At 72.2% G+C, this 14,426-nt stretch carries 13 protein-coding genes; 5 read left to right on the forward strand and 8 right to left on the reverse strand.

The genetic code is table 11. The features are described 5' to 3' along the window. Positions 1 to 53: 53 nt before the first annotated feature. Complete coding sequence (locus KK097_RS17065; RefSeq protein WP_214531667.1) at positions 54 to 620, forward strand: TIGR03086 family metal-binding protein; 567 nt, start codon at positions 54 to 56, stop codon at positions 618 to 620. 47 nt (positions 621 to 667) lie between these two features. Continuing rightward, positions 668 to 1,657: an aldo/keto reductase gene (locus KK097_RS17070; RefSeq protein ID WP_214545555.1), complete on the forward strand. Its 990-nt coding sequence runs from the start codon at positions 668 to 670 to the stop codon at positions 1,655 to 1,657. A gap of 198 nt (positions 1,658 to 1,855) precedes the next feature. Here KK097_RS17070 and KK097_RS17075 read toward each other — a convergent pair whose 3' ends face one another. Continuing rightward, complete coding sequence (locus tag KK097_RS17075) at positions 1,856 to 2,782, reverse strand: oxygenase MpaB family protein (protein ID WP_214545548.1); 927 nt, start codon at positions 2,780 to 2,782, stop codon at positions 1,856 to 1,858. A gap of 95 nt (positions 2,783 to 2,877) precedes the next feature. Here KK097_RS17075 and KK097_RS17080 point away from each other — a divergent pair, with 95 nt between their 5' ends. Further along, positions 2,878 to 4,560, forward strand: coding sequence for a long-chain-fatty-acid--CoA ligase (locus tag KK097_RS17080; protein ID WP_214545549.1), 1,683 nt, complete (start codon positions 2,878 to 2,880; stop codon positions 4,558 to 4,560). Positions 4,561 to 4,600: 40 nt separating this feature from the next. Here KK097_RS17080 and KK097_RS17085 read toward each other — a convergent pair whose 3' ends face one another. The 4 genes from KK097_RS17085 to KK097_RS17100 all read right to left on the reverse strand — a co-directional run bounded on the left by KK097_RS17085 (position 4,601) and on the right by KK097_RS17100 (position 9,372). Next, positions 4,601 to 5,623, reverse strand: a complete 1,023-nt coding sequence (locus KK097_RS17085) for an EamA family transporter (RefSeq protein ID WP_214545550.1) — start codon at positions 5,621 to 5,623, stop codon at positions 4,601 to 4,603. Continuing rightward, positions 5,620 to 7,521 carry an APC family permease gene (locus tag KK097_RS17090; protein WP_250893493.1) on the reverse strand — a complete coding sequence of 634 codons (1,902 nt, stop codon included), beginning with the start codon at positions 7,519 to 7,521 and terminating at the stop codon, positions 5,620 to 5,622. Before KK097_RS17090 ends, KK097_RS17085 begins: the two co-directional genes overlap by 4 nt. A gap of 154 nt (positions 7,522 to 7,675) precedes the next feature. Next, entirely contained in the window at positions 7,676 to 7,969 is a 294-nt protein-coding gene (locus tag KK097_RS17095; protein WP_214531662.1) for a hypothetical protein, read from the reverse strand. Between the two features lie 11 nt (positions 7,970 to 7,980). Further along, on the reverse strand, positions 7,981 to 9,372 hold the full coding sequence (locus KK097_RS17100) for a PspC domain-containing protein (RefSeq protein WP_214545551.1): 1,392 nt from the start codon (positions 9,370 to 9,372) through the stop codon (positions 7,981 to 7,983). A 115-nt stretch (positions 9,373 to 9,487) separates the two neighbouring features. On the opposite strand from KK097_RS17100, the gene KK097_RS17105 reads away from it, so the two are divergent. Both KK097_RS17105 and KK097_RS17110 read left to right on the forward strand, forming a co-directional pair. Beyond that, entirely contained in the window at positions 9,488 to 10,717 is a 1,230-nt protein-coding gene (locus KK097_RS17105; RefSeq protein ID WP_214531660.1) for an ATP-binding protein, read from the forward strand. Continuing rightward, a complete protein-coding gene (locus tag KK097_RS17110; RefSeq protein WP_214545552.1) occupies positions 10,714 to 11,376 on the forward strand; it encodes a LuxR C-terminal-related transcriptional regulator in 663 nt (220 codons plus the stop codon). The genes KK097_RS17105 and KK097_RS17110 overlap by 4 nt, the downstream gene beginning before the upstream one ends. A 127-nt stretch (positions 11,377 to 11,503) precedes the next feature. Here the strand turns inward: KK097_RS17110 and KK097_RS17115 are convergent, their stop codons facing one another. From KK097_RS17115 to KK097_RS17125, 3 genes are read right to left on the reverse strand one after another with little or no spacing between them, the layout of a single operon-like run. Continuing rightward, complete coding sequence (locus KK097_RS17115; protein ID WP_214531658.1) at positions 11,504 to 12,352, reverse strand: ABC transporter permease; 849 nt, start codon at positions 12,350 to 12,352, stop codon at positions 11,504 to 11,506. Further along, on the reverse strand, positions 12,349 to 13,350 hold the full coding sequence (locus KK097_RS17120; RefSeq protein WP_214545553.1) for an efflux ABC transporter ATPase subunit, DrrA-related: 1,002 nt from the start codon (positions 13,348 to 13,350) through the stop codon (positions 12,349 to 12,351). The genes KK097_RS17115 and KK097_RS17120 overlap by 4 nt, the downstream gene beginning before the upstream one ends. 58 nt (positions 13,351 to 13,408) lie before the next feature. Then, entirely contained in the window at positions 13,409 to 14,212 is an 804-nt protein-coding gene (locus KK097_RS17125) for a hypothetical protein (RefSeq protein ID WP_214545554.1), read from the reverse strand. Positions 14,213 to 14,426: the final 214 nt, after the last annotated feature.

The following is a 14,426-nucleotide window of genomic DNA, read 5'->3' on the forward strand; positions in this document are numbered from 1 at the left end:
GCCCTGCACCACCCCACGCCCCCGCACCACCCGCACGACGAACAGGAGCACCCATGGCCACCGACTGGATCGCGATGCAGGCCCTCGCGGCAGCCGAGTTCGGCCGCCGCGTCGCCGCCGTCACCGACTGGGACGCCGCCACACCCGACTCCGAGTGGACCACCCGTGACCTCGTCGCCCACGTCGTCGACGAGCAGCGCTGGATCCCGAAGCTCTTGACCGGGTGCGACTACGCCCAGGCCCAGGCCGACCTCGAGCCGATCGGCGACGACCTGGTGGCCGAGTGGCACCGCTTCGCCACCGCCGCCACCGAGGCCTGGCGGAACGCCCCGCAGGACACCCCCGTGCACCTCAGCACCGACGTCGTGCCCGCCGCGCAGTACCTCACGGAGCAGACGAGCGACATCACGATCCACACCTGGGACCTCGCGCGGGCGACCGGCACCGAGGAGTCACTGCCCGACGACCTCGTCCGCGCGGTGTGGGAGTACTTCGAGCCGCAGATCGAGGACCTCGCGGCCACCGGCCTCTACGCACCCCCGGTCGACGTCACCGAGGACGCCCCGCTCCAGGTCCGCCTGCTCGCCGTCACAGGCCGCGATGCCAGAGTGACGGCATGACCTCAGACACGAGCGGCACGACCACGGAGACGAGCGACACGAGCAACATGACCACCGACACGAAGCGCCTCGGCAACTCGGGGCTCGAGATCAGCAGCGTCGTCCTCGGCATGATGTCCTACGGCGACCCGGACCGGGGCTCGCACGCCTGGAGCGTCGGCATCGACGAGGCCCGCCCCTTCGTCCGCCGCGCGTTCGAGGCCGGCATCACGACCTTCGACACCGCGAACGTGTACTCGGACGGCAGCAGTGAGGAGATCACCGGCACGCTCCTCGCCGAGCTGGCCCCGCGCGAGGACGTCCAGGTCTTCACGAAGGTCTTCAACCGGATGCGCCCCGGTCGGAACGGCGCCGGGCTGTCCCGTGCGGCGATCATGCACGAGATCGACGCCTCCCTGACCCGCCTGGGCACGGACTACGTCGACCTGTACCAGATCCACCGGTTCGACCCGGTGACGCCGATCGAGGAGACCATGGAGGCCCTCCACGACGTCGTCAAGGCCGGCAAGGCGCGCTACATCGGCGCGAGCAGCATGTGGACGTGGCAGTTCGCCGAGATGCAGCACACCGCGGAACGCCACGGCTGGACGAAGTTCGTGAGCATGCAGGACCAGTACAACCTGCTCGAACGCGAGGAGGAGCGCGAGATGCTCCCCTTCTGCGAGCACACGGGTGTCGGCGTGATCCCGTGGAGCCCCCTCGCCCGCGGCCGCGTCACCCGCCCCTGGGACGCCTCCGGGTCGGGCTCGCGCGCGCAGACCGACGAGTTCGGCAAGACCCTCTACAAGCAGGACGAGGACGCCAACCGTGCGATCGTCGACGCGGTCGAGGCCGTCGCCACCGAGCGCGGCGTCCCGATGGCGCAGGTCGCCCTGGCCTGGGTCGCCGGCAAGTCCGCGGTCTCCGCGCCCATCCTCGGAGCGACGAAGGAGCACCACATCGACGACGCGGTCGCAGCCGCCTCGCTGACGCTCACCGCCGCCGAGGTCACGCGACTCGAGTCCGCGTACACGCCCCGGGTGCCGTCGGGTTTCTGACGCCCCCACGAGCGGACGGGAGGCACGGTGCCAGCTGGCACCGTGCCTCCCGTCCGTCCTCTCGTCACGCGCACCGCCGCGGAGACGCTGGCGTGTCCGCACGACGCCGCCACACCGACGTGACGCCGCCGGATTCGGCGGCGTCACGCGGAGACGCCGGCGTCTTCGGCCCCGGCGCGGGACTCGGGCGGGCCGTGGTCAGGCGACCGCGCTGCCGTCGGTGCGCTGCAGGCGCGCGATGCGACGACGCGCGGCCCGTTCGGAACCGGTCTGGTCGTCGAGCACCGCACCGATCCCGTCGAGCACGAGCTTCGTGGTCCGCACCACCGGCAGCTCCACCGGGCCGACCACCGGAGCGCGCAGCCCGAGCAGCGACCGGTGCCGCGGGTCGAGCGTGGACACCGCGCCCTGGAACACCGCGCGGTACCCGGGTCGCAGCAGGCGGGACAGCGGCGGGTCCTTGATGAACCGGACGACGTCACGGGTGCGCGAGTCCACCAGGAGCTCGCCGCGGTCGAGGTACCCGTTCATCTGCGCACGGAGCTCCGCCTCGGACTCGGGCGGGTCGACGATGCGCATGAGTCGTCCGGCCTCGGCCCACTCCCGCACGTAGGCGTCGGCCCCGCCCGGGATCGGACCGCCCCAGCGCTGGGCGGCGCGGAGGAACGCGTCGGTGAACGCGAGGTGCACCCAGCGCGCCAGGTCCGGGTCGTTCGCCGCGTAGGGGCGGGTCGTGCCGTGCGCGTCGACGTACTGCCCTCGGACCCGCTCGTGCAGCCGGAGCACCCAGTCGCTGCCGCTGCGGGCGGTCTGTCGGTCGCCGTACGTGACGGTGGCGATCCAGCGGCTGGTGCCAGCCAGGCGACCGAACGGGTCCTCGCGGTACCGGGAGTGGTCCGCGACGCCGGCGAGCGCGCCGGGGTGCAGCGCCTGGACGAGCAGTGCCCGCACGCCGGCGACGATGCCGTGGCTCCCCCCGTGCACGGCCCACGTGGCGGACCCCGGACCGAAGAAGCCCGCGTCGGTGCCGTGTTCCAGGTCGTCCATCCAGGCTTCCGTGCCGGTCGAACCACCGGTGAACGTCTGGTTGAGGCGGGACCGGAAGACATCGGAGACAGTGGACATGTCGTCATGTTCCGTCCGTGGCCTGGGTCCGGGGGTGGCATCGCGCAAAGTGGCCCTCCCAGCGTGCACGGGGGTCGCCCACTAGGTTGGGTCGGGTGAGCATCGACACGCCTCGTCCCTGGCTTGCCTCGTACGCCCCGGGGGTCCCGCACGACATCGAGGAACAGAGTGGTTCCCTGTACGACCTGGTCGAGCAGTCGGCCCGGACGTTCCCCAGGCAGGTCGCCCTCGAGTTCTTCAAGCGCACCACGAGCTACGCCGACCTCGAGGAGCAGATCCTCCGCGCGGCGAACGGCCTGCGGAAGCTCGGCGTGGGCGCGGGTGACCGCGTCGCCATCGTCCTGCCGAACTGTCCGCAGCACATCGTGGCGTTCTACGCGGTGCTGCGGCTCGGCGCGGTCGTGGTCGAGCACAACCCGCTGTACACGCCGCGGGAGCTCCGCCACCAGTTCGAGGACCACGGGGCCAAGGTCGCCATCGCGTGGGACAAGTCCGTCGCGACGCTGCAGGACTTCCCGGCCGACGTGCACCTCGACGCGATCGTCTCCGTCGACATCACGCGTGCCATGCCCCGGAGCACCCGGCTCGCCCTGTCGCTGCCGGTCGCGAAGGCCCGCGAGTCCCGCGCGAAGCTGACGGCGAAGGTGCGTGGCACGGTCAAGTGGGACGACCTCGCCGACACCCGCAAGCTCTCGAAGCGTCACCCGCGACCCGCCACCGACGACATCGCGCTGATCCAGTACACGTCCGGCACCACCGGGACCCCGAAGGGTGCGGTCCTGACCCACCGGAACCTGCTGGCGAACGCCGCCCAGGCCCGGGCATGGGTGCCGCAGATCCGTCGCGGTGACAACGTCGTGTACGCGGTGCTGCCGATGTTCCACGCCTACGGCCTGACGCTCTGCCTGACCTTCGCGATGAGCATGGCCTCGCGGCTCGTGCTCTTCCCCGCGTTCGACCCCGCCCTCGTCCTCACCGCGATCAAGCGGCACCCACCGACGTTCCTGCCGGCCGTGCCGCCGATCTACGCCCGGTTGCAGCACGCGGCCGACTCGGCGAAGGTGTCGTTGAAGGGCATCGAGATCGGCATCTCCGGTGCCATGCCGCTGTCGCAGGACATCGTCGAACCGTGGGAGGCCCGGACCGACGGCTACCTGGTCGAGGGGTACGGCCTGTCCGAGTGCTCCCCGGTCCTGATGGCCAACCCGGTCTCCCCGGAGCGTCGACTCGGGTCGATCGGCCTGCCGTTGTCCTCCACCGAGGCGCGCGTGGTCGACCCCGACGACGACACGAAGGTGCTCGGCATCGACGAGCCCGGCGAGCTGCAGGTCCGTGGCCCGCAGGTGTTCCGCGGGTACTGGGGCAAGGCCGAGGCGACCGACGAGGTCTTCACGCCCGACGGCTGGTTCCGCACCGGCGACATCGTGGCGATCGACGCCGACGGGTACGTCCGGATCGTCGACCGCCTCAAGGAACTCATCATCACCGGCGGCTTCAACGTGTCGCCGTCCGAGGTCGAGGACACGCTGCTCAAGCACCCCAGCGTCAAGGAGGTCGCGGTCGTCGGCATCACGCAGGGCGGCAACGAGCAGGTCGTCGCCGCGGTCGTGCCGAAGGACCCGTCTTCGTTCGACCCCGCGGCACTGCGGGCCTGGTCGCGCGAGCACCTGGCGGCGTACAAGGTGCCGCGTCGCGTGGTCGTGGTCGAGGACCTGCCGCGCTCGATGATCGGCAAGGTGCTGCGGCGGAAGGTGCGGGACCAGATCCTCGACGGCTGACGCACTGCCAGCTGACGAGCGGCGGCGGACCGACCCGGGTTCAGCCGGCCCGGCGTTCGGGGAGCGCGAGCACGGACAGGCCGACCACCACCAGGACGATGCCGCCCCACCCGCCGAGGCCGAGGTGCTCCCCCACCACGAGCACAGCGAGCACCGCCGCCACGACGGGTTCGAGCAGGGACAGCAGCGTCGCGACCGAGGCGGTCGCGGTCCGGAGTCCGAACGCGTACAGCGAGTGGCCGACCACCGTCGGCACGAGCGCCAGGTAGAGGAACACCGGCCAGTTGCCGGCCTCGACCAGGAACGGCCCGCCGGCCGCGACGGCGAGCACGACGAGCGGCACCGCGGCCACCCCGAACACCGCGCCGACGAGCCCGCGTTCGTTCGGCCCGCGGGCAGCCCGTGCCGCCGCGACCCCGACGTCCCCGCCGAGCTCCGTGCTGCCGCCCCCGGCCGTCCCGCCCACGACGGCGCTGACGGCGAGGGGCATCCGACTCGTCGCGGCGTGCATCCCCCGCGCCACCGCCCACGAGTACAGCGCGTACGTCAGACCGGCGACCAGGGCACTGCCGACGCCGACCGCGAGCGACCGCCCGCCGTCGTCGTGCTCCGAGCGCGCAAGGGTGACGACGACCATGCCGACCACGCTCACCAGGGTGGCGACGACCCAGCGGCGGGAGACGCGCCTCCGGTCAGCGACCCACTCGACGAGGCCGGCGAAGACGGGTGACGACCCGATGGCCAGCGTCGTGCCGAGCGCGACCCCCGCATCGGCGAGGGCCGCGTAGAACGCGACCGCGTAGACCACGAGTGACGCGGCACCGAGCAGCGCCCAGCCGCGGGTGCGGCGCTGTGCGACGGCACGCAGGGTCCCCTGCCCCGCGGTCGCGGCGAGCACCAGCCCGCCGAGCCCGAAGGTCACCGCACCGAACACGAACGCGGGCACGCCGGGCGCGAAGTGCGTCGCGGTCCCGGTGGTTCCCCACACCGCGGCGGCGACGGCGATCGCCGCCAGACCGCCGATCGGCCTGGAGGCACGCCCCGCGCCCGGTCCGCGGCTCACGAGACGTGGACGCTCGGCCGCCGGTTGACCTCGGGCTCGGCTTCACGCAGGACCTCGCGGGTCACGGGGGCGACGTCGCCGGCCCCCGTGAACACGAAGCGCAGGGCGTTCCGGATCGGACTGCCCTCGTTCCACTCGAAGTAGATGCTCGGCACGACCCCGGCGATGTCGCGGATGGCGAGGAGCGTCGACGCGATGGTGTTCGGGACGTTGCCGGACCGGACCTTCAGCACGCGGAACCCGTGGATGACGTGGCCCTCGACCAGCAGGTCCTCCTCGAAGTCGGAGGAGTCGGCGGGCAGGACCTCGAGGAACATGGTCGGCACGCGCGCCGGGATGCCGGAGTCGCGACGTTCCTCGCGCCCCTTCGACCGGTACGCCTCGGCCGTGCCGGCACCGGGTTCGTTCGCGATGATGCAGACGGAGCTGAACTGGTCGGCGTCGGCCTCGACGAACTGCCGGGCGGTCGCGTCGAGCTCGATCGACGACGCACGGAGCTCGAACGAGCGGCGCACGCGCGAGATGAGCGACACGACGACGATCGCGATGATGAAGATCGCCGCGATCCGCACGCCGTCGGGTCGCTCGATGACGTTGGCGACCGTGGTGTAGACGAACACGACCGAGATCACGCCGAACGCGATGGTGCGCTTGCGCTGCTGCTTCCGGCGCGCCGACAGCGTCACGGCCACGGCGGCGCTGGTGATCAGCACCAGCACGCCGGTGGCGTAGGCACCGCCCTGGGCGTCGACGTCGGCCTGGAAGATGATGGTGATCACGAACGCGATGAGCGTGAAGATGATCACGAGGGGACGCACCGCCCGTGCCCACTGCGGCGCCATGCCGTAGCGGGGCAGGAACCGCGGCACCAGGTTGAGGAGCCCCGCCATCGCGCTCGCACCGGCGAACCACAGGATGGCGACCGTCGAGAAGTCGTAGACCGACCCGAACACGCCCCCCAGGTACTCGTGCGCCAGGTAGGCCAGCGCACGGCCGTTCGCCCCGCCGCCCGGCTGGAACTCGGCTTGCGGGATGAGGAACGTCGTCACGATCGACGAGGTGATGAGGAACGAGCTCATGATGAGCGCCGCGACGGTCAGGAGTCGCTTGGTGCCACGGATCCGGCCCTCGGGTCGGTCGCTCGTGTCGTCGGTGGCGTCCCCGCGGACCTGCGGCATCACCGCGACGCCGGTCTCGAAGCCGGAGAGGCCGAGCGCGAGCTTCGGGAACACGATCAGGGCGATGCCGACCATCACGAGGGGGTTGCCGTGCTGGGCGGTGAGCCCGGACCACCAGTCGCTCGCCACCATCGGGTTCTCGAACACGTGCCAGAGGGACACGACGATGACGACGGCGTTCAGCGCGAGGAAGACGGCGACGAGCCCCACCGCGATGCCGATGGCTTCCTTGAACCCACGCAGGAACACGATGCCGAGCAGGAGCAGCAGCGCCAGGGTGAGCGGCACCGGGATCTCGGTGAACCAGTGCGGGGTGTACGGGTTCTCGGCGATGTGGGCTGTGGCATCGGCGGCCGACAGCGTCATCGTGATCATGAAGTCCGTCACGGCGAACCCGAGCAGCACGAGCACGAGGAGCTTGCCGGCCCACCACGGCAGGAGCTTCTCGAGCATCATGATCGACCCGGCGCCCCGGAAGCTGTCGTGGGCGATCCGCCGGTACACCGGCAGCGCCCCGAACAGCGTGACGAGGACGAGCACGATCGTCGCGATCGGCGACAGCAGGCCCGCGGCGAGCGCGGCGATGGCCGGCTGGTACCCGAGGGTGGAGAAGTAGTCGACGCCGGTCAGGCACATGACCCGCCACCACGGGTGGGTCTTCTCGACCTCGACCTGGTGCGGACCCTGGTGGGAGGCGCCCTGGTCGGCCCCGTGCAGCATCCACCGACGCAGGCGGGTGCTGCGGTCGAGGGGCTGCTCGGTGGCGTCGCGCTGGGCGGCCCGCTCGGCTTCTGTCGCGGTCACGTGGATGATGCTAAGCCGTCCGGGTGGCCCACGTGCACACCCGGACGGCCCTGTGGACGGCGGGGTCGGACTACCGCCGTGTGCGGGACAGGGCCGCCACGATCCCGGCGACGACCAGCAGCACACCGGCGGCGATGCAGGCGGCCAACAGCAGGGTCGTGGTGTCCACTGAGAACATCGGCAGCGCGCTCACGGCCATCGCCCCGGCGAACACCAGGAGCACGACACCCCAGAGGATCGTGCCGAAGCGTGCGCCGCCGTGCCCGGGTCGGCCGACCGCCCCGTCCGGAGCGGCCGGGGCCGCCACCGGCCCGGTGGCGTCGTTCCTCGCCGTGTCGTTGGTCGTCGTGTCGTCGTTCGTCATGGTCCCGTTCCTCACTCGCCGACCGTGATCGCCCGGGGCACCTCGACGCCGCCGCCGAGGATCCACAGGTGCACGGTCGTGGTCTCGTCCGCATCGGCCGTGCGTGCCGCACGGTTCTCGAGCGTGGTGGTCCGGAGCACCCCACCGGTGCCCTCGCCGTCCTCGGCGCCGCCGGTGTCGACCCCGTACCCGACACCGCTCACCTCGACCCGGACCGGCAGGTCGGTCGGCAGCAGCACCTCGGCCCCGCCGGCGCCCAGCCAGAGGTTCACGTCGCCGCCAGCCGCTGTGGGCTCGAGTCCGCGGAGGTCCAGGGTGGGCCCGCCGGCGAGCATCGCGAAGTTCCGTTCGGTGCCGGGTACGGCGCGTTCCACCTGCCACGTGGTGCCGCCGATCAGCGAGACCTGCGTGCCGGCGGGCAGGACACCTGTGACGACGAGGGCCACGGCCGCGACGGTGGAGAACAGGCCGAGCACGCCGTCGTCCCGGCCGCGGACCCCGGCGACGATCGTCGCGACCGCCAGCACCCCGAGCGCGGCCGCGATCCCGAGGACCGGGACGGACCACCCGGCCTGCTGCGCCCAGACCGCCACACCGGCTCCGGCGACGAGTGCGAGTCCGAGGGACACCGCCACGTACGCCGCCCCCGGGCGTCGCTCCGCCCGGACGGCGCGCCACTCGGCCATCCGCTCCCGGTCTGCGCGCATCCGCTCCTCGTGCTGCCGCCGCCGGTCCTCGGGGCTCACGGGCACGTCCCACTGCCAGGAGGCCCGACCCGCGTCCGTCGCGCCGGTCGCCTCCGCGGTCCACGCGGCTCGGGCCGGGCGCGGCTCCTCGGGGCTGGTCCAGAAGTCTCCCCGTGGGGCAGCGGCCGGGTCGGGGTGCGCGTTCGCGGTCCGCTCTCCGTCCACACCACGTCGAGCCAGGACCACGATGAGCCAGACGATCCCGCCGACGAGCACGATGCTCCACGCGGTGGCCAGGGTGGCCTCGAGCCAGGCGGGCATGCGCCAGGCGTCCGGGACCCCCTGCCACCAGATCCCCCGGGTCGCGGGCACGAAGGTCAGCGCCACGAACGCACCGATCGCGATGAGCGCCGGGTCGAGGACGCCGCGGATCATCCGTTCGACGTGGATGCGTCCGGCGGTGTCGGGGAGCAACGCCCAGCCGACGGCGTAGGCGAGGAAGACCGGGCCGCCCAGCAGCGCGACGACGATCGTCACCCCACGGACCACGAGCGGGTCGAGGCCGGTGCGGCGGGCCACGGCACCGCACACACCGGCGAGCCAGCGGTCGTCGGTGCGGGTGATGCCGAGGCCGCGGACCCAGTCGAAGAACCGGGTCGTCGAGTCGGCGCTGCCGGCAGCGGTGCCGGGAGCGGAGTCGTGCTGGTGATCGGTCATGGCCACCAGCATCCCGGCAGCGGCGCGCCGACACCATCGGGGTTCCCCCTGACCGGACCCTGATCCCGGCCCCGCGACCCTGCTGCTGCGGCCGTCCGGGTGCCAGGATTGGCCCATGGCCACCGCGACGATGACGCGCCCGACCCCCAGGGTCGTCGGTGGTGTCTGCAGCGGGTTCGCGGCCCACACCGGTCTGCCGGTCGGGGCCGTCCGGCTCGCCACGGCGGTCCTCGTGGTCTGCGGCGGCGCCGGGCTGCTGCTCTACGCCTGGCTCTGGGCGACCGTCCCGAGCGCGGCCGCAGGGCCAGCCGCCGGAAGCGCGGCGCGCGGGTCCGTGCTGACCCCGGCAGCCGACGTCGACGAGGACCCCGTGTCCGCCCGTCGGACCCCGGTCGTCGAGATCCTGCTCGGGGTCGCCCTGCTCGCCGCTGCCGGGGCCGTCGTCGCCGCGCGGATGGGCGTGGCGGTCCCCCTCGAGGTCATCGTGCCCGGCGTCGTGGTCGTCACCGGGGCCGCGCTCGCCTGGCGGCAGTTCGACGCGCTCCGCGACGTCCGCTCGGCCGCGTCCTCCACCCTCGTCGTCCGGGCACTCGGTGCCCTGGTGCTGGTCGTCCTCGGCATCCTGCTCTTCTTCACGACGAGCACCCGGCCGAACGTCTGGACCGTGCTGACCGCCGCGGTGGCCGTCCTGGTCGGTGTGGCCGTCGTCGTCGCCCCGTGGGTGGTCCGGCTCGTCCGCGACCTCGCCGAGGAACGCGCCGCCCGCGTCCGCGACCTCGAGCGGGCCGAGTTCGCGGCGCACCTGCACGACTCGGTGTTGCAGACCCTGGCCCTCATCCAGCAGAAGGCCGAGCCGGGTTCGGACGCGGCGCGGCTGGCACGGGCGCAGGAGCGCGAGCTGCGGTCCTGGCTCTTCACCGAGCAGGCGGAACCGGCGCGCGACCTCGGCACGCAGCTGCGGGACGCGGCCGTGGACATCGAGGCCGAGTACCCCGCCCGCATCGAGGTCATCGCGGTCGGACCCGCCCGCAGCGACCTGCCGGACGGGCTCGTCTCCGCCGCCCGCGAGGCGATGCTCAACGCCGCACGGCACGCCGGTGGGACCGTCAGCGTCTACGCCGAGACCGCTCGCGACCGGGCCGAGATCAGCATCCGCGACCGCGGCCCGGGGTTCGACGTCGACACGGTGCCGGTCGGCCGGTACGGCGTCCGTGAGTCGATCGTCGGCCGCATGCAGCGACTCGGCGGCCACGCGACCATCGCGCCCGGACCGGGCCGCACCGGCACCGAGGTCCGACTGACCCTGCCGCTCGCCTCCGCGAGCCACGACGAGGAGCACGCATGACCGAGCCCGCCCCGTTGACGGTCGCGATCGTCGACGACCACTCCATCTTCCGGGCCGGCGTGCGCGCCGGGCTGCCACCGGGCCTCCAGGTCGTGGGTGAGGCGGCGACCGTCGACGAGGCCGTGAGGGTCGTCGCGGCCACGCGACCGCGCGTCGTCCTGCTCGACGTGCACCTGCCGGGCGGTGCCGGCGGCGGCGGTGCCGAGGTGATCACGCGGTCGGCATCGGAGAACCCGGACACCCGGTTCCTGGCGCTGAGCGTGTCGGACGCCGCCGACGACGTGGTGCGGGTCATCCGCGCCGGCGCCCGCGGGTACATCACGAAGAGTTCGTCGAGTGCCGAGGTCGCCGAGGCCGTCACCCGCGTGGCGGACGGGGACGCCGTGTTCTCGCCGCGGCTCGCCGGCTTCGTCCTCGACGCCTTCGGGGCGGTCAGTGGCGAGACGGCCCAGCACGATGCCGAGCTGGACCGCCTGTCCGCCCGCGAGCAGGAGGTCATGCGGCTCATCGCGCGCGGGTACGCCTACAAGGAGGTCGCGACGGAGCTGTTCATCTCGGTGAAGACCGTCGAGACGCACGTGTCGAAGGTCCTGCGGAAGCTCCAGCTGTCGAACCGGCACGAGCTGACCGCGTGGGCGCTGCAGCGCAAGCTGCTCTGAGCGCCCACGCCGGCCTCACTTCCCGCTGATCCTGGGGGTGGATGGCGCAGCCTCGTTGACCGCCCATGGCCTCACTTCGCACTGATCCTGGGGGTGGATGGCGCAGCCTTGTTGACCGCCCATGGCTTCACTTCGCGCTGATGCGGGTGTACTTGTTCACCGCCCACGGCACGAACACCACGAGCATCACGGCGATGCCGATCAGCACCGTCAGCACGGGGTGCTGCATCGTCCAGATGTCCGGCACCGGGGCGGACCCGACGTTCCCGAACAGCTCCCGCGCGGCCTGCACGAGCGACGACACCGGGTTCCACTCCGCGAACACACGCAGCACCAGCGGCAGGGTGTCGCTCGGCACGAACGCGTTCGAGATGAACGTCAGCGGGAACAGGATCATGAACGAGGCGTTGTTGATGACCTCCGGCGTCTTGACGCTCATGCCGAGCAGCGCCATCACCCAGCTGAACGCGTAGCTGAAGAGCAGCAGCAGGGCGATGCCGGCCAGGAACTCGAGCGGCGACGAGTTCACCCGCCACCCGACCGCCAGCCCGGTGAGCATCATGATCGCCATCGAGATCGAGTTGAGCACGAGGTCGGAGTTGGTACGCCCGACGAGCACCGCGGACGCCGACATCGGCAGCGTGCGGAACCGGTCGATCAGCCCTTCCTTCAGGTCCTGCGCCATGGCCGAGCCGGAGAACGTCGCGCCGAACACCACGGTCTGCGCGAAGATCCCCGCCATCAGGAACTGCGTGTAGTCCGTCCCCTGCACCTGGATCGCGCCGCCGTAGACCTGGCTGAACAGCAGCACGAACATGATCGGCTGCAGCACGGCGAACACGAGCATGTCCGGGGACCGCTTGAGCTTGATGAGGTTCCGCTTGGTGACGGTCCAGCCGTCCTCGAGCCAGACGGCGAGCGGCGAGGTGACGACGACGGGCAGCTGGCGGCCCGGGGCGAGGGACGTGGCGGTCATCGTGCCACCTCCTTCTGCTTGGTGGCCGCGGGTCCGTCGGCGTCGTCGTCCGTCGCGGCGTGCCCGGTCAGGCGCAGGAAGACGTCGTCGAGCGTCGGGCGGCGCATGCCGGCGTCGTGGAGTCCGATGCCGGCCTCACCCAGGTCGGCGAGCACGCGCTGCAGGGCTGCCGGCCCGGCCTCCACCGCGATGGCGCGGGTGCGGCCGTCGCCCGAGGTCTCGACCTCGCCGACCCCGTACCGGCCGAGCACCGTGGTCGCCGCGTCGCCGTCGGCCTCGTCGACCAGGGTCACGACCACCCGGTGCCCGCCGACCTGCGCCTTGAGCTGGTCGGCTGTGCCCTCGGCGATGACCGCCCCGCCGTCGATGACCGCGATGTCGTCGGCGAGCCGGTCGGCTTCTTCCAGGTACTGGGTGGTGAGCAGCACCGTCGCGCCCTCGGCCACGAGGTCCTCGATGATGCCCCAGAGCGCCAGCCGGCTGCGGGGGTCGAGGCCTGTCGTCGGTTCGTCGAGGAACAGCACGCGCGGGTTCATCACGAGCGCGCCGGCGAGGTCGATGCGCCGCCGCATGCCGCCGGAGAACCCCTTCACCGGACGGTCCCCCGCCTCGGAGAGGTCGAACACGTCGATGAGCTCGCGAGCACGTTCGCGCGAGGTCCGGCGCCCCAGGTGGTACAGCCGCCCGATCATCTCGAGGTTCTCGAACCCGGTCAGGTTCTCGTCGACCGCCGCGTACTGGCCGGAGACCCCGATCGACCGCCGGGTGGCCTGCGGGTCGGCGATCACGTCGATGCCGTCGATCGTCGCGGTGCCCGAGTCGGGCGTGATCAGGGTGGTGAGCACCTTCACGACCGTGGTCTTGCCCGCGCCGTTCGGCCCGAGCAGTGCCGTCACGGTGCCCTGCGGCACCGACAGGTCGAGTCCGGCCAGTGCGTGCACCGGCCCGGACTTCGACCGGTAGGTCTTGGTCAGCCCGGAGGCTTCGATGATGGCCATGTCGCTCCTTCGTCGACCACGGAGAATATCAGTGGGTCGGTGGAGCGACGGACGTCACTCAGACGTCGAAGTCACCACCACCGAAGTCGCTGAAGCCACCGCCACCGAAGTCGGATCCGCTGTCGCCCCAGCCCGCACTCTCGAAGCCGCCGCCGTCGGATGCGCCAGCGTCCGACGCACCGGCGTCGCCGGAATCAGCACCAGTGTCCTCCGAACCACCGTCACCCGCAGCGTCGGTACCGCCATCGAACGATCCGGGGTCGGGCAGGAAGGCGCTCATGATCGCCGAACCGATGACGTACCCGGCCACCGTCCCGAGGATCGAGGCCCCGATCATGCTGCCGAACGACGGTCCGCCGCGCTGCCCACCGAAGCGTCCGCCGGCCCCACCGCCGACGCCGCCGAGCGATCGCTCCATGAAGCCCGGCTGGCGGATCTCGGAGCGGGTCGCCGACTGCGCGAGCGACCGCGGGTCGTCGCCTCGGGGCGCCTCACCGGGAGGGGCCGTCCGGGTGAACTCGTCGTAGACCATCCGGCGCTGCTCGTCGGTCAGCTTCGCGAAGGCCTCGGCGTGCACCTCTTCGATGCGCTCCGGCGGTGCGGTGCGGAGCAGGTACCGGTAGCGCTCGACGGCACGCTCGTCGTCGGTCGTCGCCCCCTGCTGCTGCGTGGGTGCGCCGCCCCACTGCGGGACGCCGTACTGGTCGCCCCCGCCCTGCGGTGCGGACGGCGCCGGCTGCTGGTAGGACTGCTGGCCGTACCGGTAGCCCGGCTGCTGCGGCGGCTGCCCCCACTGGTTCTGCTGTGCGTCGGCGGATCGGTCGCGCTCCGGACGTCCGAGCAGGCGGTCGAGGAATCCCATGGTCGATGCTCCTTCGGGTGCACGGTCGGTCCGGTCGGACCGGTCGTGGACTGCAACACTACGAAGCCCCGGCGTCGGATGACTGAGCGCCCGCTCAGAGTCGGCCGGGAGCGGAGCGAGCGGCGGCGGCAAGCGCGCCGTGCGCACCTGCGCAACCCGTGCCCGCTTGGCGGCCCCGTGCGCGCTTGCAGCGCCGCACCCAGCAGCCAACCCC

The sequence above is a fragment of the Curtobacterium flaccumfaciens genome (assembly GCF_018598405.1).
In the GTDB taxonomy this organism is placed as follows: domain Bacteria; phylum Actinomycetota; class Actinomycetes; order Actinomycetales; family Microbacteriaceae; genus Curtobacterium; species Curtobacterium aurantiacum.